The organism is Pseudomonas sp. Z18(2022), from assembly GCF_036346535.1.
GTDB lineage: Bacteria > Pseudomonadota > Gammaproteobacteria > Pseudomonadales > Pseudomonadaceae > Aquipseudomonas > Aquipseudomonas yamanorum_A.
In genome coordinates, this window is sequence record NZ_JAOTOA010000002.1 from 432616 (window position 1) to 451719 (window position 19104).

The 19104-nt window shown below is 61.9% G+C and carries 17 protein-coding genes; 12 read left to right on the plus strand and 5 right to left on the minus strand.

Going from position 1 to position 19104, the window contains the following annotated elements; all coding sequences use genetic code 11:
• Positions 1-171 precede the first annotated feature (171 nt).
• Entirely contained in the window at positions 172-1461 is a 1290-nt protein-coding gene (gene cytX, locus V3W39_RS07235; protein ID WP_330212431.1) for a putative hydroxymethylpyrimidine transporter CytX, read from the plus strand.
• Here cytX and V3W39_RS07240 read toward each other — a convergent pair.
• Complete coding sequence (locus tag V3W39_RS07240) at positions 1430-2176, minus strand: RsiV family protein (RefSeq protein ID WP_177041247.1); 747 nt, start codon at positions 2174-2176, stop codon at positions 1430-1432. The genes cytX and V3W39_RS07240 overlap by 32 nt on opposite strands.
• A gap of 211 nt (positions 2177-2387) precedes the next feature.
• Here V3W39_RS07240 and V3W39_RS07245 point away from each other — a divergent pair, with 211 nt between their 5' ends.
• The 9 genes from V3W39_RS07245 (at position 2388) to V3W39_RS07285 (ending at position 11640) form a co-directional block, all read left to right on the plus strand.
• A complete protein-coding gene (locus V3W39_RS07245; protein WP_177120447.1) occupies positions 2388-3005 on the plus strand; it encodes an NUDIX domain-containing protein in 618 nt (205 codons plus the stop codon).
• Positions 2996-3445 carry a DUF1249 domain-containing protein gene (locus V3W39_RS07250; protein WP_003209507.1) on the plus strand — a complete coding sequence of 150 codons (450 nt, stop codon included), beginning with the start codon at positions 2996-2998 and terminating at the stop codon, positions 3443-3445. Before V3W39_RS07245 ends, V3W39_RS07250 begins: the two co-directional genes overlap by 10 nt.
• 99 nt (positions 3446-3544) lie before the next feature.
• Positions 3545-4360: a 3',5'-cyclic-AMP phosphodiesterase gene (cpdA, locus tag V3W39_RS07255; RefSeq protein WP_177041526.1), complete on the plus strand. Its 816-nt coding sequence runs from the start codon at positions 3545-3547 to the stop codon at positions 4358-4360.
• Positions 4361-4409: 49 nt separating this feature from the next.
• A complete protein-coding gene (locus V3W39_RS07260; RefSeq protein WP_177076136.1) occupies positions 4410-5018 on the plus strand; it encodes a YqiA/YcfP family alpha/beta fold hydrolase in 609 nt (202 codons plus the stop codon).
• Between the two features lie 44 nt (positions 5019-5062).
• On the plus strand, positions 5063-6967 hold the full coding sequence (gene parE / locus V3W39_RS07265; protein WP_177041254.1) for a DNA topoisomerase IV subunit B: 1905 nt from the start codon (positions 5063-5065) through the stop codon (positions 6965-6967).
• A complete protein-coding gene (locus V3W39_RS07270) occupies positions 6967-7962 on the plus strand; it encodes an esterase-like activity of phytase family protein (RefSeq protein WP_330212432.1) in 996 nt (331 codons plus the stop codon). Before parE ends, V3W39_RS07270 begins: the two co-directional genes overlap by 1 nt.
• On the plus strand, positions 7959-8480 hold the full coding sequence (locus tag V3W39_RS07275) for a retropepsin-like aspartic protease family protein (RefSeq protein ID WP_177076138.1): 522 nt from the start codon (positions 7959-7961) through the stop codon (positions 8478-8480). The genes V3W39_RS07270 and V3W39_RS07275 overlap by 4 nt, the downstream gene beginning before the upstream one ends.
• A gap of 10 nt (positions 8481-8490) precedes the next feature.
• Positions 8491-10755 carry a DNA topoisomerase IV subunit A gene (gene parC, locus V3W39_RS07280; RefSeq protein WP_169386512.1) on the plus strand — a complete coding sequence of 755 codons (2265 nt, stop codon included), beginning with the start codon at positions 8491-8493 and terminating at the stop codon, positions 10753-10755.
• A 177-nt stretch (positions 10756-10932) separates the two neighbouring features.
• Positions 10933-11640: a PqiC family protein gene (locus tag V3W39_RS07285; protein WP_177041260.1), complete on the plus strand. Its 708-nt coding sequence runs from the start codon at positions 10933-10935 to the stop codon at positions 11638-11640.
• Positions 11641-11826: 186 nt separating this feature from the next.
• Here the strand turns inward: V3W39_RS07285 and V3W39_RS07290 are convergent, their stop codons facing one another.
• Positions 11827-13362: an AhpA/YtjB family protein gene (locus V3W39_RS07290; protein WP_177076140.1), complete on the minus strand. Its 1536-nt coding sequence runs from the start codon at positions 13360-13362 to the stop codon at positions 11827-11829.
• Positions 13363-13496: 134 nt separating this feature from the next.
• On the opposite strand from V3W39_RS07290, the gene serB reads away from it, so the two are divergent.
• On the plus strand, positions 13497-14711 hold the full coding sequence (gene serB / locus V3W39_RS07295; protein WP_003217536.1) for a phosphoserine phosphatase SerB: 1215 nt from the start codon (positions 13497-13499) through the stop codon (positions 14709-14711).
• Positions 14712-14799: 88 nt separating this feature from the next.
• Here serB and asd read toward each other — a convergent pair whose 3' ends face one another.
• From asd to V3W39_RS07310, 3 genes are read right to left on the minus strand one after another with little or no spacing between them, the layout of a single operon-like run.
• Complete coding sequence (gene asd / locus V3W39_RS07300) at positions 14800-15660, minus strand: archaetidylserine decarboxylase (RefSeq protein WP_177076142.1); 861 nt, start codon at positions 15658-15660, stop codon at positions 14800-14802.
• 16 nt (positions 15661-15676) lie between these two features.
• Entirely contained in the window at positions 15677-16492 is an 816-nt protein-coding gene (locus tag V3W39_RS07305; RefSeq protein WP_177114213.1) for a rhodanese-like domain-containing protein, read from the minus strand.
• A gap of 58 nt (positions 16493-16550) precedes the next feature.
• A complete protein-coding gene (locus V3W39_RS07310; RefSeq protein ID WP_177041271.1) occupies positions 16551-18086 on the minus strand; it encodes an HDOD domain-containing protein in 1536 nt (511 codons plus the stop codon).
• A 166-nt stretch (positions 18087-18252) separates the two neighbouring features.
• Here V3W39_RS07310 and motA point away from each other — a divergent pair, with 166 nt between their 5' ends.
• On the plus strand, positions 18253-19104 hold the full coding sequence (motA, locus tag V3W39_RS07315) for a flagellar motor stator protein MotA (RefSeq protein WP_003217532.1): 852 nt from the start codon (positions 18253-18255) through the stop codon (positions 19102-19104).

The window sequence follows — 19104 nt, forward strand, 5'->3', positions numbered from 1 at the left end:
GGAGCTTGCTCCCGCTGGAGTGCGCAGCGCTCCCAGAGTCTGGATCGGTGTTTTAACTGACACTCATCAGTTGCAGGTTTTGGGGCGGCTTCGCCGCCCAGCGGGAGCAAGCTCCCTCGCCACAGGGGGCGTTCCTGATTCAAATAATAGTGTCCCTCTGAGATAACACCCTTGAGCATTCAACCCAGCACCTATTCCCCAGACATCGCGGTGCCCAGCGACAAACGCGTCTTCGGCGCCCGCGATCTCTTTTCCCTGTGGTTCTCCCTGGGCATCGGCCTGATGGTCCTGCAAACCGGCGCGCTGTTGGCGCCGGGCCTGGGCCTCTCCGGCTCCTTGCTGGCGATCTTCCTCGGCACCCTGGTGGGCGTGCTGTTGCTGGCCGCCGTCGGCGTGATCGGCAGCGACACCGGCCTGTCTTCCATGGCTGCCCTGAAACTCAGCCTCGGCACCCAGGGCGCCAGTGTGCCGGCGCTGTTGAACCTGCTGCAGCTGATCGGCTGGGGCTCGTTCGAAATCATCGTGATGCGCGACGCCGCCAGCCTGTTGGGCGCCCGTGCGTTCAGCGAAGGCAGCCTGCTGGCCAGCCCGCTGTTCTGGACCCTGGTATTCGGCGCCCTCGCGACCTTGCTCGCCGTCAGCGGCCCGCTGACCTTTGTGCGGCAGATCCTGCGCAAGTGGGGAATCTGGCTGTTGCTGGCCGCCTGCCTGTGGCTGACCTGGAACCTGTTTGCCAAGGCCGACCTGGCCGCACTCTGGGCCCAGGCCGGTGACGGTTCGATGCCATTTGCGGTGGGTTTTGATATCGCCATCGCCATGCCGTTGTCCTGGCTGCCGCTGATTGCCGACTACTCTCGCTTCGGCAAACGCGCCCAAAGCGTGTTCGGCGGCACTGCGCTGGGCTTCTTTATCGGTAACTTCTGGCTGATGAGCCTGGGCGTGGCCTACACCCTGGCGTTTGCGCCGAGCGGTGAAGTGAACGCATTGCTGTTGGCATTGGCCGGGGCTGGCCTGGGGATTCCTCTGTTGCTGATCCTGCTGGATGAATCAGAAAACGCCTTCGCCGATATTCACTCGGCGGCCGTGTCCAGCGGGATTCTGTTGCGCTTGAAGGTCGAGCACCTGGCGTTGGCCATCGGCGTTATCTGCACGCTGATTGCCTGCTTCGCACCGTTGGCGCAGTACCAGAACTTCCTGTTGCTGATCGGCTCGGTGTTCGCGCCGCTGTTCGGCGTGGTGCTGGTGGATCACTTCATCCTGCGCCGCCGTGGCCATGGGGTTGCCGCCAAGCTGCGCTGGCCGGCACTGTTGGCCTGGCTCGGCGGGATCAGCACCTATCACCTGCTGGCGAATCTGTACCCGGACGTCGGTGCGACCCTGCCGGCGCTGGTGCTGGCAGGGCTGTTGCACTTCATCCTGGGCCGGGCCTTCAGTGGCGTGCGGGCACCAGCTCAGGCTTGATCACGCCGGTCAGGCGCGCATAGGGGATGGTCATTTCGATCAGCCCCAATGCGTACGGGGCGATGGTGGTGACGTTGTACTTGAGCACCACGCCATTGCTGGTCAGCGCCACATTCGGGGTTTTCTGGAACGGCCAGTTCTTCACGAACTCCGGGTCGCGGTCCATCTGCGAGTTGATCAGCCAGTTGTTGTGGGCGACTTTTGCGGTCTTCCAGAACGCATCCTCCTGGCCCGGCAGCAGCATGTCGGTCAGGCTCAGCTCTTTATGCAGCACGCGTGAATAGTTGATGAAGCCGCGGCCCGGCTCGCCGTGGGCGGTGCCGGTGTCCAGGTAGCTGGAGACTTCGACGATCACCAGTCCGTCATGCTGCTCACGTACCTTGGCCTGCAAGTACATGCTGTTGCGGTCAGGCGACTCACGCAGGAACTGGTCGCGGTAGGCGCTCAGCGTGGCGGGCATAGCCTGGCCTGGCGAGGTGCGGGCCATCTGCAACAGACGCTTTTCGACGATCTGGTCCAATTGCGGCTCGGACGGGAAGTGCACGGTATCGATATTGACCAGCGGGCAATCCGGGCTGCTGCAGCCGGGCTTGATCTGCTCCGAGGCGTCGGCGGTGGTGTCCAGCGGCTTGAGATAGCTCGGTTGGAACAGGCTCTGGCAAGCACCCAGGGTCAAGGCGATACAGGCCACGGAGGCGATTTTTAAAAGCGACATGTGTGTCCTTCATAAATCGAGGAAAGGTGAAAATGTGGAGCTTCGACTCCCGACAGGGCAGTCAGTTCGCCACTAAGCTGATTAGAGTGAGTTTGACGCCCGCCGTCTATCCCGGCAACCGGAAAGGGGCTGCATCAAGGGGCGCGAGCGCGTTAGGATGGCGCGATGTCGAGGCCGCCTCGACACCGCAAGGCAATAAACGAGGGTTGATATGACGGACACAGCGAAATCGACGCCGAGCAAGATCGAAATTGTTCAGCGCGACAATGCCTACACGGGCTTCTACAAACTGGATCGGGTGCAATTGCGGCACGAGAAGTTTGATGGCGGCATGAGCCGTGAGCTCAATCGCGAAGTCTTTGTTCGGCATGACGCCGTGTGCGTGCTGCCCTACGACCCGCAGCGCGATGAAGTGGTGCTGATCGAGCAGTTTCGCGTAGGCGCCATGGGCCGTACCGACAACCCGTGGCTGATCGAAATGGTCGCCGGCCTGATCGATAAAGATGAGCAACCCGAGGAGGTTGCACACCGCGAAGCCGAAGAGGAAGCTGGCCTTACATTCTCCGCACTCTGGCCGATCACCAAGTACTTTCCGTCGCCGGGTGGCAGCACCGAATTTGTCCACTTGTTCCTGGGGCGTTGCGAAAGCGCCGGGGCCGGTGGCGTCCATGGACTGGAAGAGGAAGCCGAAGATATCCGCGTCAGCGTCTGGGCCTTTGAAGACGCCCTGCAAGCGGTACGTGACGGTAAAATTTCCAACGCAGCGAGCATTATTGCCCTGCAATGGCTTGCGCTTAATCGCGCGGAAGTGAGGGGGTTATGGCAGTAAAGGCACGGGAGCGATATCGGGTTGACCTGATCGGGCTGCAAGCAGCCTGCGAGGCCAACTATGCACGGCTGATGCGGCTGCTGCCAGACATGCGCCACACCCCCGAGGCGCGGCGCATCGCCGTCACCCACGGGGACCAGATGCTCGGCGTGCTGACCCTGGAAGTGATCGTGAACTGCCCGTACACCACCACCCTGCGGGTGCGCCAGGAACACAGCCTGCCGTGGCTGCCGGTGCCGCAGCTGGAAGTGCAGGTGTACCACGACGCGCGCATGGCCGAAGTGATCAGCGCCGAACATGCACGACGCTTTCGCAGCATCTATCCTTACCCCAACGTGTTCATGCACCAGCCCGATGAGAAAGCACAGCTCAATGTGTTCCTCGGCGAATGGTTGAGCCACTGCCTGGCCCTGGGCCACGAGTTCGAAGTCGTTCGATAGATGTGAACTGTGTCCGCTTCACGGGTTTCCTCTTTGTGTCCTGCCCCAGCATAATCGCCTCAAATGTCCATTCCTGTGATCACGCCCTGGGAGAACGCCTTGCCGAGCGTATCCGCCTTGAATCCTGACGCTTCGGCGTTGCTGGTGCAGTTGTCCGACAGCCACCTGTTTGCCGAGGCGGACGGCGGGCTGCTGGGCATGAATACCCGCGACAGCCTGCAGCGGGTCATCGAAACGGTGCTGGCGCAGCAGCCGCAGATTGACCTGGTGCTGGCCACCGGGGATTTGTCCCAGGACGGCACGCTTGCGTCCTATCAGGCGTTTCGCGACATGAGCCGGCAGATCGAGGCGCCGGCGCGCTGGATTCCGGGGAACCACGATGAACCGCAGGTGATGCAGCAAGCGGCAATCAACAGTGCCTTGCTGGAGCCGGTGGTGGACGTGGGTAACTGGCGCGTTACCTTGCTGGACTCGGCGGTGCCGGGCTCGGTGCCGGGTTACTTGCAGGACCAGCAACTGCAATTGCTGGCGCAATCGTTGAGCGAAGCGCCGACTCGTCATCATCTGGTGTGTTTCCACCATCATCCGGTGTCCATCGGTTGCGCCTGGATGGAACCCATCGGCCTGCGCAACCCCGAGGCGTTGTTTGCGGTGCTGGATCGGTTCCCGCAGGTGCGCGCGGTGCTCTGGGGCCATGTGCATCAGGAAATCGACCGCGAACGCAACGGCGTGCGCCTGCTGGCGTCGCCGTCTACCTGCATCCAGTTCGCTCCGGGCAGCGAGGACTTCAAGGTGAGCGAGCAGGCGCCCGGTTACCGCTGGCTGCGCCTGCATGCCGACGGACGGTTGGAGACCGGCGTCGAAAGGGTCGAAGGCTTTGCTTTCCAGGTGGATTACGGTAGCAACGGCTACTGAAATTTCCCTGTAAACTGCGCCTCTTTGGCTGACCCACAGAGGACCCGGAATGTCCGCATCGATCTTGTATATCCACGGTTTCAACAGCGCGCCGGCCTCCAACAAGGCCAGCCAACTGATCACCGTGATGGACAGCCTCGGTCTGGCCGACCAACTGCGCGTGCCGGCCCTGCATCACCACCCCCGCCAGGCGATCCCCCAGTTGGAGGCGGCTATCCGTGACCTCGGAAGGCCACTGCTGGTAGGCAGCTCACTCGGCGGCTACTATGCAACCCATCTTGCCGAACGCCATGGCCTCAACGCCTTGCTGGTCAACCCGGCGGTCAGCCCTCATCGGATGTTCGACGGTTACCTGGGCACCCAGAAGAACCTCTACACCGATGAGACCTGGGAATTGACCCACGACCATGTCGCGGCCCTGGCCGAGCTGGAAGTGCCGGCGCCCCAGGACGGCCAGCGTTATCAGGTGTGGTTGCAGACCGGCGATGAAACACTGGATTATCGGCTCGCCCAGCAGTATTACCGGGCCTGTGCCTTGCGCATCCAGGCCGGTGGCGATCATGGTTACCAGGGCTTCGCGCAACAGTTACCGGCGCTGTTGAGTTTTGCCGGCATTGGCGCAGATCAGTACCAATCCTTCGATTTCACCGCATTGTGAAACCGCAGGTTACTTTTTAATCGAACGACTCACGACGAGACCCCATGGCCACTCCCAGCGCTAGCTCTTATAACGCCGACGCCATCGAAGTCCTCTCGGGCCTCGACCCGGTGCGCAAACGCCCCGGCATGTACACCGACACCAGTCGGCCGAACCACCTTGCCCAGGAAGTCATCGACAACAGCGTCGACGAAGCCTTGGCCGGGCACGCCAAGTCGGTACAAGTCATCCTTCACGCCGACCATTCCCTGGAAGTGTCCGACGATGGTCGCGGCATGCCGGTGGACATTCACCCGGAAGAGGGTGTGTCGGGCGTCGAGCTGATCCTTACCAAGCTGCACGCCGGTGGCAAGTTCTCCAACAAGAACTACCAGTTCTCCGGTGGCTTGCACGGTGTGGGTATTTCCGTGGTCAACGCCTTGTCGAACCACGTGCGGGTCAAGGTCAAGCGCGACGGCAACGAGTACCAGATGACCTTCGCCGATGGCTACAAAGCCACCGACCTGGAAGTGATCGGCACCGTCGGCAAGCGCAACACCGGCACCAGCGTGTACTTCGCGCCGGACCCGAAATACTTCGACTCACCCAAATTTTCCATCAGCCGCCTCAAGCACGTGCTCAAGGCCAAGGCCGTTTTGTGCCCGGGCCTGCTGGTCAGCTTTGAAGACAAAGGCACCGGCGAAAAGGTCGAGTGGCACTACGAAGACGGCCTGCGCTCCTACCTGGAAGACTCCGTCAGCGACTTCGAACGCCTGCCCAACGAGCCGTTCTGCGGCAGCCTGGCCGGTAATAAAGAAGCCGTGGATTGGGCCTTGCTGTGGCTGCCGGAAGGCGGCGACAGCGTTCAGGAAAGCTACGTCAACCTGATCCCGACCGCCCAGGGCGGCACCCACGTCAACGGGTTGCGCCAGGGCCTGCTGGACGCCATGCGCGAATTCTGCGAATACCGCAGCCTGCTGCCGCGTGGTGTGAAGCTGGCGCCGGAAGACGTCTGGGAGCGGATCGCGTTCGTCCTGTCGATGAAAATGCAGGAGCCGCAATTCTCCGGCCAGACCAAGGAACGCCTGTCGTCCCGCGAGGCCGCCGCGTTTGTTTCCGGTGTGGTCAAGGACGCGTTCAGCCTGTGGCTCAACGAACACCCTGAGTTGGGCCTGGCCCTGGCGGAGCTGGCAATCAACAACGCCGGCCGCCGCCTGAAGGCCAGTAAGAAAGTCGAGCGCAAGCGCATCACCCAGGGCCCGGCACTCCCGGGCAAGCTGGCGGACTGCGCCGGGCAAGACCCGATGCGTTCCGAACTGTTCCTGGTGGAAGGTGATTCCGCCGGCGGTTCCGCCAAGCAAGCGCGGGACAAGGAATTCCAGGCGATCCTGCCGCTGCGCGGCAAGATCCTCAACACCTGGGAAGTCGACGGCAGCGAAGTGCTGGCCAGCCAGGAAGTGCACAACATCGCCGTGGCCATCGGTGTCGACCCGGGCGCGGCGGACATGAGCCAGCTGCGTTACGGCAAGATCTGCATCCTCGCCGACGCCGACTCCGACGGCTTGCACATCGCGACCTTGCTTTGCGCGCTGTTCGTCCAGCACTTCCGCCCGTTGGTGGATGCCGGTCACGTCTACGTCGCCATGCCGCCGCTGTACCGCATTGACTTGGGCAAAGAGATTTTCTACGCCCTGGACGAAGCCGAGCGCGATGGCATTCTCGACCGCCTGGTGGCCGAGAAGAAACGCGGCAAGCCTCAGGTCACCCGATTCAAAGGTCTGGGTGAGATGAACCCGCCGCAACTGCGGGAAACCACCATGGACCCGAACACCCGGCGCCTGGTGCAATTGACCCTGGAAGATTTCGCCGCCACGTCGGAAATGATGGACATGTTGCTGGCGAAGAAACGCGCCCCGGATCGCAAGAACTGGCTGGAGTCCAAGGGTAACCTGGCCGAGGTTCTGGGCTGATGCGCAGCGGTTTCGCCCTGGCGATTCTGTTGTTGAGCGGGTTGGCGGCCACCTCGGTGGTCGCGGCGCCTGCGGCTGAGCTGAAGTTGTTGTCGGAACACCCTGTGGAAGGCATGCGCGGCGGTAACCTGTCGGGCCTGGCCTTGTGCGGTAAAGACTTGTGGACGGTGTCCGACCGCGACGACGACCAGATCTACCGGCTGGATATCAGTGCCGATACCTGGCAGGCCGAAACGGTGAAGATCAATGTGCCGCCGGTGCCGGAGTCCGGGTTGCCCTTTGGTTTGCGTTCGCGCACCAAGGCAGCTTCGTTGATTCGGGGTGGTGACCTGGATTTTGAAGGCATCAGCTGCGATGCCGCGGGTAACCGCTACATCGTCAGTGAAGCCCACGCGGCGGTGCTGCAGGTGCCGGTGGCCGGTGAGCCTGAGTGGCTGAAGATCGCCCCGGGCATGGTTCGTGAAGCGCGGGCCAGTGGCTTGTTGCTGCACTTCAATGCGTTGTTTGAAGGCCTGGCGGTGAACCCCGAGGGCAATCAGATCTGGTTGGCCGCCGAGCGTGAGCGGCGTGGGTTGATTTCCATCAAGCGCCCGCAAACCCTCTGGGATTGTGACGGCCCTTGCGTATTGTTGAGCGAGGCGGGCACCGAGATGCAGCCGGCACAGATGCCCAAGGCCAAGGCAGTTTCGCGGAATTTCTCTGACGTTGCGCTGTTCGAGGGCAAGCTGTTTACCCTCGAAAGCAGCCAGTTCCAGTTGTGCCGTCGTGACACCGTGACGGCGAAGGTCGAGCAATGCTGGTCCTACGCCGATGAAATGCTGGCGCCGCAACGCCAATACAATCAGCCCTACGGCCTGGCCGAAGCGTTGGTGGTGGACAGCGAGGGTGCCTGGATTGGCCTGGATAACAACTTCGGCGCACGCGCCGATGGCGAAAAGCGGCCGGTGGTCTATCGTTTCGCCGCCCCTGCGGGTGGCTGGAGCGCCAAGCCATGAGTGCGCAGGCGCCCGGCAAGCGCGCCGGACGTGTGTTGATGTTCGTGGCGTGGGGCGCCGGATTGTTTTTGGCAACACGGTTTTTCGGGCAGTGGGAAAAGCATCAGGAAAATCCCAATGCCGTGGTGACCTCGGAGCAGCACGAGGGTTATGTCGAAGTAAAACTGATGGGCAACGGCCAAGGGCATTTTGTGGCTACTGGCCAGATCAACGGCCGGCCGGTGGAGTTCATGCTCGACACCGGAGCCACCGACGTGGCGGTTCCGGCCGAATTGGCCGACCGTCTCGGGCTTAAGCGCGGCATGCCGGTTGGCGTGAGCACTGCCAACGGGCGAACCCAAGGTTTTCGGACCGAGCTGGGCCGCCTGCAACTGGGCGATATCGTCCTGCAGGACGTGCGTGCCCTGGTGGTGCCGGGGCTGGGCGATGACCAGGTATTGCTGGGCATGAGTGCATTGAAACAACTTGAATTTACCCAGCGCAGCGGCACCTTGCTGCTGCGCCAGACCAAACAATGATGAGGCCCGCATGAGTGACATCCTTGCAGACAGCTTAGACGGCGTTGAACGCCGGTCGCTGGCTGACTTCACCGAAAATGCCTACCTCAACTACTCCATGTACGTGATCATGGACCGTGCCTTGCCGCATATCGGCGACGGCCTGAAGCCCGTACAGCGGCGCATTATCTATGCGATGAGTGAGTTGGGCCTGGACGCTGACTCCAAGCACAAGAAGTCGGCGCGTACCGTCGGTGACGTGCTCGGCAAGTTCCACCCCCACGGCGACTCGGCGTGCTACGAAGCCATGGTGCTGATGGCCCAGCCGTTCAGCTACCGCTACACGCTGGTGGACGGCCAGGGTAACTGGGGTGCGCCGGATGATCCCAAGTCCTTCGCGGCCATGCGTTACACCGAAGCACGCCTGTCGCGGTATTCGGAAGTGCTGCTCAGCGAACTCGGCCAGGGTACGGCCAACTGGGGCCCGAACTTCGACGGCACCCTCGACGAACCGCTGGTGTTGCCTGCACGTTTGCCGAACATCCTGCTCAATGGCACCACCGGCATCGCCGTGGGCATGGCCACTGACGTACCGCCTCACAACCTGCGGGAAGTGGCCACCGCGTGCGTGCGCTTGCTGGACGAGCCGAAGGCGACCGTGGAGCAGCTCTGCGAGCATATCCAGGGCCCGGATTACCCGACCGAAGCGGAAATCATCACGCCTCGCGCCGACCTGCTGAAAATCTACCAGACCGGTAAAGGCTCGGTGCGCATGCGCGCCGTGTACCACATCGAAGACGGCGACATCATTGTCACCGCGCTGCCGCATCAGGTGTCCGGCGCCAAGGTGCTGGAGCAGATTGCCGCGCTGATGCAGGCCAAGCCGTCGAAGTTGCCTCAGGTTGCCGACCTGCGTGACGAGTCCGACCACGAAAACCCATGCCGCATCGTGATCATCCCGACCAACAGCCGGGTCGACCATGAAGTGCTGATGCAGCACTTGTTCGCCAGTACCGAGCTGGAATCCAGCTATCGGGTGAACATCAATATCATTGGCCTGGACGGCAAGCCGCAGTTGAAGAACCTGCGGGCATTGCTGGTGGAATGGCTGGAGTTCCGGGTACAGACCGTGCGTCGTCGCCTGCAATTCCGCCTGGACAAGGTCGAGCGCCGCCTGCACCTGTTGGACGGCTTGCTGATTGCCTACCTCAACCTGGATGAAGTGATCCATATCATCCGGACCGCCGAGCACCCGAAGGCCGAGCTGATCGCGCGCTTCGAGCTCAGCGAAATCCAGGCCGACTACATCCTCGACACCCGTCTGCGTCAGTTGGCACGCCTGGAAGAAATGAAGCTGCGTGACGAACAGGACGCGCTGCTCAAGGAGCAAGCCAAGCTCCAGGCCCTGCTGGGCAGCGAGGCCAAGCTGAAGAAGCTGGTACGCACCGAGCTGATCAAGGACGCCGAAACCTATGGCGACGACCGCCGCTCGCCGATCGTCGAGCGCGCCGAAGCCAAGGCCCTGACCGAAACCGAGCTGCTGCCCAACGAGAAAATTACCGTCGTTCTGTCGGAAAAGGGTTGGGTTCGCTCAGCCAAAGGGCATGATATTGACGCCACTGGCTTGTCGTACAAGGCCGGCGATGGTTTCAAAACCTCCGCGGCCGGGCGCTCCAACCAGTTTGCGGTATTTATCGACTCCACCGGTCGCAGCTATTCGGTACCGGCGCACACCTTGCCGTCAGCACGGGGGCAGGGCGAGCCGTTGACCGGGCGCCTGACACCGCCGCCGGGAGCGAATTTTGAATGCGTGCTGCTGCCGGACGATGATTCGCTGTATGTCATCGCCTCCGATGCCGGCTACGGCTTCGTGGTCAAGGGTGAAGACCTGCAGGCCAAGAACAAGGCGGGCAAGGCGTTGCTGAGCCTGCCGAACAACGCCAAGGTGATCCTGCCGCGTACGGTGGAAGACCGTGAAGGCAATTGGCTTGCATCGGTGACCACTGAAGGTCGCCTGTTGGTGTTCAAGATCAGTGACTTGCCGCAGTTGGGCAAAGGCAAGGGCAACAAGATTATTGGTATTCCCGGGGAGCGGGTGGCCAGTCGCGAAGAGTACGTGACCGACATCGCAGTGATCCCGGAAGGCTCGACCCTGGTGCTGCAGGCCGGCAAGCGCACGTTGTCGCTGCGCCCTGACGACCTCGAGCACTACAAGGGTGAGCGGGGTCGTCGCGGCAACAAACTGCCGCGCGGCTTCCAGCGAGTGGACGCATTACTGGTGGAAACGCCCGTTTAACGCGATATAGAGCGCCCGATCTACGATTTAACCCGTAGATCGACGCTTTCGCGCTGGAGTCACGGCGCATATTCACGGATGATATGGCCTTTCCAGCGCCGGCGTGGCTGAGCGCGTACAGGTTATTTTTGAGTATTACATTGTGGTTCGCCTTGTGGCAGCCACCTGGATGGGATGATGACTGCTCCGCGCCTTCCTTTAATTTTGTTGCTCGCTGGTCTTTTGGGCCTGGCGGGTTGCAGCACACATCAACCTGTGTCGCTGTATCAGCTGGACAGTGGAAGTCCGGCTCAGCCTGCACAAAGTGCCGGCATGGCCGTATTGCTCGGCCCGGTGGTAGTGGCCGACTACCTGCAACGCGAAACCCTGCTGCAACGTCAGAACGACGGCAGCCTGCAAGGTTCCACCGATGGTCGCTGGGCCGGTAGCCTGTCGTCCGACATCAATCAGTTGATGTTGCGCCAGGTGGCTGGCCATCTGGACAGCCAGCGGGTGGTATTGGCGCCGGCACCGACGGGTTTCACCCCGGACGTGCAGGTTTTGCTGACCATCACGCGGCTGGACTCGGGCGTGTCCCAGCCGGCGATCCTGGATGCACAGTGGCGGTTGATCGACCGTCGCGGCCAGGTGCGGGATAACCGCATCGTGCATTTGCAGGAAGAACACTCCGGCACCACGGCGTCCCAGGTTCAGGCCCAGGGCGTCCTGTTGCAGAACCTGGCACAGCAGTTGTCCGTGGCCCTCAAGCCATTGGCCAATCAGCCGGCGGTTGCAGAGGCTCCACGCAAACAGGCGCCGGCGCAGGCCAAGCCGGCAGCTCCGGAGAAGCCGAAGATGCCGATGGCCGTGCCGATTCGTACCGACATGGAAGTGTTCAGGTTCTGACCTGACACACCCACGAAAAGGCCCACTGCAGGAGCGAGCTTGCTCGCGAAAAACACAAGAGCGACACGTTTTCTCAGTAAGCCTGCGTAATCGTTGACGATCTTCGCGAGCAAGCTCGCTCCTACAGAGAGCCATAAAAAAGCCCGCCAATGAGTGATCATTGGCGGGCTTTTTATTGGCTCAAGGTTAGTTCTTTGCCCGCGTCTCATGCATCCGCGCCAGTTGGCGCTCAAGCATCGACGGGTAAGGCTCCATCAACCGCTCCACACAGCACGCACCTTCAGGGCTGGCAATCGGGCGGATGCGCGCACGCTGGCGGATCAGTACGTCGTCACTGATCTTGCGCTCCACCAGCAGCAGGTTGCGGCTGTGTTGCGACAAGGCCAGGGCGTCCTGGGCGATCTCGGTCAGCAGCAGATCAATCTGGCTCATGCCATACAGGTCGTCGCCCACCGTCAGGCCCAATTGCAGCTGCAGGGTGATGCCGCTGTCAGCCACTTCGATCTGCAGCGCATGGCCGAGGGCCCGCAGCAGTTCACCGCAGCAGATGGCGTTGGTCAGGTAATCTTCACCGCTGTCTTCGCTGTGGAACAGCATCAGCGTGCTGCCGTCGTTCAGGGTGTGCAGCTCGCTCTGATACAGCGAGGCAGCCTGGTCGAGGCAATCACGATAACGTTCCAGCAACTCGGTCAGGCGTGCCCGTGGCAGGCGGCGCAGTTGATCCTGCGCGCCCAGTTGCACAGCCAATACGGCGCTGTGCTGGGGCTGGGTATTTCGCACCGGAGCCGGTTGCGGCGCAACGGCGGTGGTTGGCGCTGAGTTGTCGCGAAGGTCGGCGAACGGGTCTTCTTCGTCCAGTTCGTCTTCTTCTGCCTTTATCACATGACGGGCAGCCGGCTTGAGGCCCGCCACCGGTGCTGACTCGTCGAAGCTCGGGTCGCGCAGGTTGCGTACTTCAAACTCGGGTTCGTCGTCTTCGTAATCGGTATCGTCGAACTCGGGCTCGGGTTCAACCTCCGGCACCACAGGCTCCGGCGCGAAGCTGGTGTGCAATTGGCGGGCGAGGTCGCCGATTTCGTCCTGGCGGTCGGTGGCCGGGGTATGTTCGTCGATATCCCGCAGCCAGATGCGCAGTTGCATCAGGGGCGTGGAGATATGCCGACCCAGCCGCAGGCTCAAGGCCAGGGACAGTGCCAGCAGGATCGCGCTCAGGATGCCCATGCTTTGCAGGCTGATGGTCATCGGCTGCTGGAACTGTTGCATGTCCAGGCTGATGCGCAGTTGGCCGGCCTTCACGTCCTGAAACGTGATATTGCTCTGGTACAGGCCTTCGGCTTCACCCAGCAGGCCGTTTTTCGGGCGCTGCCCGGCTTCGGCCATGATCCGGTTGTCCACGCTATAAATAGCGGCGTGGGCCACCAGCGGGTTCTTGGTCAGGTTGTTGAGCAGCACGTTGAGGCTGAGGATGTCATTGGACACCAACAACTCAGTCGCCGAGGTGGCGGTCTGGGTGGTCAGGCTCTCGCCCAGGGCGTCGGCTTGCTCGTGCATGGCCTGTTTGAACTGCAAACCCATCACGCAGGCGTAGATGACCAGGGCCAGGGCGACCAGGATCACGTTATGGCTGGCGATGCGTAATGCGATCGGTACACGGCGGTGGCGCAGTGCCCGGAAGATCAGCAGGAAGAAGTTATCGGTTTTTACTGGCGTGGGCCGGTTCACTTAAGCTCGGCTCTTTAGTCCGTGAAGTTGACGCGCAGTATAGCGACAGGCCCAAGACCGGCAAAGCGCTGGCTGTGCCCGATGGTCACTGAAAGTGGGTAGAATGCGGTTTTTTTCCAGCTCGGGGGTGCGCTTTGCGCGAAATTGTCCTGATTAACATCACCGGTGAGGACCGTCCGGGTCTCACCGCCGCCATAACCGGTGTTCTGGCCCAGGGTGGTGTGAACATTCTCGACATCGGCCAGGCGGTGATTCACGACACGCTGTCGTTCGGCATCCTGGTGGAAATCCCAAGCACCGAGCAGGCGTCGTCCGTGCTCAAGGACATCCTGTTTACGGCGTATAAGCTGGATCAGCAGGTGCGTTTTACCCCGGTGTCCGAAGAGGACTACCAGAGCTGGGTCGCCGGCCAGGGCAAGAAACGCCATATCGTGACGCTGTTGACCCGCAAGGTGACGGCGGAACAATTGCAGCGTGTCAGTTCGATTACCGCCCAGTACGGTTTGAATATCGACCATATTGACCGTCTGTCGGGTCGTATGCCGCTGGACACCCCGGCGGACAAAGGCAAGGGCTGCATCGAGTTCTCCGTGCGCGGCGAACCGGCGGACCCACAGGCTTTACGTGCTGAATTCCTGAGCGTTGCCCAGGAGCTGAATGTCGATATCGCCTTCCAGGAGGATTCGCTGTTCCGTCGCAATCGCCGCCTGGCGGTGTTCGACATGGACTCGACGCTGATCGAGGCCGAAGTCATCGACGAATTGGCCAAGGCTGCCGGTGTGGGTGAGCAAGTTTCGGAAATCACCGAGCGGGCCATGGCCGGCGAGCTGGATTTCCGTGCCAGCTTCAAGGAGCGCCTGGCCTTGCTCAAAGGCCTGGATGTGAGCGTGCTGGACTCCATCGGCGCCTCCCTGCGCCTGACCGAAGGCGCCGAGACCCTGTTCGCCGAACTCAAGCGCCTGGGCTACAAGACGGCGATCCTGTCGGGCGGCTTCACCTACTTCGCCAAGCAATTGCAGGCCAAGCTGGGCATCGACTATGTGTTCGCCAACGAGCTGGAAGTGGTGGACGGCAAGGTGACAGGCGTGGCGGTAGAGCCGATTGTCGACGCTCAGCGTAAAGCGGATCTGCTGCGGGAATTGGCACACAAGGAAGGGTTGCGTCTGGAGCAGACCATTGCGGTCGGCGACGGGGCGAATGACTTGCCAATGCTGGCGATTGCCGGGTTGGGTGTGGCGTTCCGCGCCAAGCCGCTGGTCAAGCAATCGGCCAAGCAGGCGATTTCGACCCTGGGGCTGGATGGGGTGTTGTACCTGTTGGGCTTCCGCGACCGTGACGGTCAGCTCTAGTACACACACACTTTGTAGGAGCCGGCTTGCCGGCGATGGCGTCCTCAAGATCGCATCGCCGGCAAGCCAGCTCCTACAGAGGTCGTAGTCAGGCTTTCGGCAGTGCGATGCCCTGGCCCATCTGCACCGGCGTGCCCGCCAGCAGTTCTTCCGACCATTTCACCTGGTCCGGCCCAAACAGCACGATGGCTGTCGAACCCAGCTTGAAGCGTCCCAGTTCCGCACCTTTTTCCAGGTGGATCGGGCCACGGGCGGCTTCGTCGTAGCGGAAGGTTTTCAGCTCGCGCTTCGGCGGCGTTACCAGGCCAGCCCATACGGTCTCGATCGACGCCACGATCATCGCGCCCACCAGTACCACGGCCATCGGGCCGCGTTCGGTGTCGAAAATGCAGGCAACACGCTCGTTACGTGCAAACAGCTCCGGCACGTTTTCGGCGGTGGTCTGGTTCACCGAGAAGATGCGGCCCGGGATGTAGACCATTTCCCGCAGGGTGCCGGCCAGTGGCATGTGCACCCGGTGGTAGTCCTTTGGCGACAGGTAGATGGTGGCGAAATCGCCGCCCATGAACGGCGCAGCCACCGCCGAATCACCGCCGAGCAATTCCAGTACGCTGAAGCTGTGGCCCTTGGCCTGGAACACCCGGCCGTGCTCAATCGGGCCCAACTGGCTGACGGCGCCATCGGCCGGGCTCAATACGGCGCCAGGGGTTTGGTCCAGTGGCCGGGCACCGTCTTTCAGCGCGCGGGTGAAGAAGGCGTTGAAGTGCTCGTAAGCCGTCAGGTCTTCAACCAGGGCCTGGGACATGTCCACTTGATAACGCTTGGCGAACCACGCGGTGAACGCATTCTTGAACCAGCGCACGCGGCATTCGGCAATGCAGCCGGCCAGCCGCGACAGCAGGTGGTGGGGCAGCAAGTACTGGCTGAGGATGAACAACTGCTTTTTCATTAACTGTCCTTAAACCTTAAATCTCGACGGGGGTGTCGGGGTGGTTGCCCCATTCGCCCCAGGAACCGGCATAACCTTTGACTCGCGGATAACCGAGCGCCTTGGCCACCAGGTAGGTGAAGCCAGAACGGTGGTGAGTCTGGCAGTGGGTGATGATTTCTTTGCCCTTGGTCAGCCCGAGGTCTTCGAGGATCTGCGGCATGTCGCGGCGAATGCGCAGTTGGCGTGCCTTGTCCATGCCGGCGGTCCATTCGAAGTTCACCGCGCCCGGGATGTGACCCCCTTTGGCCGCGAGGACTTTCTCCCCGGAGTATTCCAGCGGGCCGCGGGCGTCCCAGATGCCGAGGTCGGCAGCGCCGAGGCGGCTTTGCAGGTACTCGCGGGTAGCGGTGGGTTCTTCATGCAGTGTCAGGCTGACCGGGCCGCCGGCGCTGGCCGGGACCTCAGTGGATACGAGGTGTTGTTCTTCCAGCCACGCCAGCAGGCCGCCGTCGAGGTAGTGGTATTTCTTGTGGCCGATCACATCGAGCATCCAGATGAATCGGCCGGCCCAGCCACCGCCTTCGTCGTCGTACACCACGTAGGTGGCATCCGGGGTATGGCCCAGTTCGCCGAACAGCTTTTCAAGATCGGCTTTGTTCGGTAGCAGGCCCGGCGCCGGTGCCTGTCCCAGTTGGGTGCGCTTGGGGTCGACGAAACGTGCGCCGGGGATATGCCCTTCGGCGTAACGCGCGGCGCTGGTGAGGTCCACCAGAATCAGATGTTCGGCATCGAGGCGACCGAGCAGGTCACTGGCCTCGATGACCAGCGGCAAGCCAGAGAAGTCAGGCATGTGAGGTCTCCTGGGCATAAAAGTTGGGCGCTAAAGGAGGGCGATTGTAGCGCAAGCATCAGGCGCTGCGGTTGGTAAAGCTGTGCAGGGCTTTTTCGATGCATTGGGCGGTTTTGCCGAAAGCCTGCACGGTGGTTTCCGAGAGCGGCCCGCCGCCCTGGTCGGCCACCATCAGCATCACCACCCGGCCGTTGCAACTCAGGGAGCGCAGCAGCAGGTGCTCGCCCTTGAACAGGCGGCGCAGTTCCGGCGGCAGCAATGCCGAGAACTGGGCGTGGTTGTCGGGGTTGAGGCGCACCTGGGCGGACTTGGCCAGCAGGCGTTGCAGCAGGGTGCTTTGCGCCACGTCGAGGCTCATGTGGTCGGCGTCCTTCGGCAGGCCGTCGACTTGATGCACCCGCAGGGTGCTCAGGGTTTTGTCTGCCATCAGCAGCATCACCCGCTGCATGCCACAGGCCACGAGGGCTTCCTTGGCGCAGGTGGTCAGGTGCATGGCGTTGGCAAAGCGGTTTGGCTCTACCAGCAATTCGGTACAGCGCTTGCGCCAGATCGCCAAGGCTTCGGCAGTGGGCGGCGGTGCCGGCAGCAAACCGTGGTGAACGCGTTGTACGTCCCATGGCCAGATCAACGACAGCGCCGGGTGCCACAGATCGCGCATCAGGGTCGTGCGGGCACTGATCGCCGCGTGTTGGTGAGACTGTTGTTGCACCTCGGCCAACGGTTGTTGCAGGTAAAGCGCAGTCAGGTATTGCCACCGCTGGGTGTGCGGGCAGGTCCACGACTCCTGCGCCGCCAGCGCCAGGCCGTTGGCGAGCAACACGGTATTGGCCGGCTGGTTCAGCCAGCGGCGCAGGTTGGGGTCGGCATCCAGCAACTGCTGTTGGCGCAAGGGCTCGTCTTCACGGGCAATGTGCAGCGCCTTGACCAGCAGGCGTTGCTCCGTGAGCAGCAACGTATAACCCTGGGACACCCAGATCGGCAGGCGCCAGGCCTCGGTCAATCCCAGGCACAGGTCCAGCAGGCGCACGCCGAACACTTCCTGCTCGACGGTGCGTGCCGATTCGCCTTTGTGGATCACCCGCAGTTCCCACTCTTCCAGCAGCTTGGGATAGGCAATCGCCATCGGCCACAGCGGCGAAAGGAACAGCAGGCTGCCCCAGTGAATGTCTTGCCACAAGCGCGCCAGGCGGCTGGCAAACAGGCCGCTGGCTTGTTGCGAAGCGTGCTGGCTGATCATCTGCAACTGGCGCAGGGCCAAGGGGATTTCACCAAGTGGCACCGAAGGCAGGCGAGCCAGCAGTTCCTCGGTGCGTTTGAGGCCGAGGCGATTGATCGCCACTTCAAGATTTTCCGCCGGCTCTGCGAGGCTGCCGTGGGCCTGGTTGTTGGCCTCGCGCATCACGCTGAGCACCAGCGCCGGGCTGTTCTGCATCAGCTCTGCAATATCCCGCAACGAACTGCGGTTGTCGCCGATGGCCTTGCACACGCGGTCGTGGCTCGCCTGCGGAACAGGCAATAGCACGGCGTCCAGGCGCTTTATCCAGGCGGCCAGCGAATTGGGTTTTTGAGTTGGGACTGTCGTTTCGTTTGCCATGATTGGGGCGCGATCATCACTTGCGGTCAACACGCCCGGGACGGGCCGAACTGTTTTTTCGCCTTAACGCGCTATAGTCTGGCGCAGATTTGCCGATAAGTAGAACAAGAGTTTTCAACTCTTGCGAATATGACCCTGAACCCGACGGCGCAAGTACTCATCCCCTATGGCTAAAATTATCGGCATCATCGTCGTCATCGCGAGCGTGCTCGGCGGATACGTCCTTTCCCACGGCAAGATTGCGGCGCTGATCCAGCCCTTCGAAGTGCTGATTATCGGCGGTGCGGCGTTCGGCGCATTCCTGCAAGCCAACCCTGGCTACATGACCATGCACGTGATCAAGAAGTCGCTGGGCATGTTCAGCTCGCGCTTCTCCCACACCTTCTACCTGGAAGTGTTGGGGCTGATCTACGAGATCCTCAACAAGAGCCGCCGTGAAGGCATGATGGCCATCGAAGGCGACATTGAAGACGCCGCGGCGAGCCCGATTTTCGCCAAGTACCCGGCGGTACTCAAAGACGAGCGCATGACCGCCTACATCTGCGATTACCTGCGCATCATGTCGTCCGGCAACATGGCGCCCCATGAGCTGGAAGGCTTGTTCGACATGGAGCTGTTCAGCCTCAAGGAAGAGCTGGAGCACCCGTCCCACGCCGTGACCGGCATCGCCGACGGCATGCCCGGCTTTGGTATTGTTGCCGCGGTTCTCGGGATCGTGGTGACCATGGCCTCCCTCGGTGAAGGCGACCAGAAGGCCATCGGCATGCACGTAGGTGCGGCACTGGTGGGTACTTTCTTCGGTATTCTCGCGGCCTATGGTTTCTTCGGCCCGCTGGCCACTTCCCTGGCCCACGATGCCAAGGAAGAAGTGAATTTGTACGAAGCGATCAAGGCCTGCCTGGTAGCGTCGGCTTCCGGCATGCCGCCATCGCTGGCAGTGGAGTTCGGGCGCAAGGTTCTGTATCCGAAGCACCGTCCAAGCTTCGCTGAGCTGGAACAAGCGGTTCGCGGTCGCTAA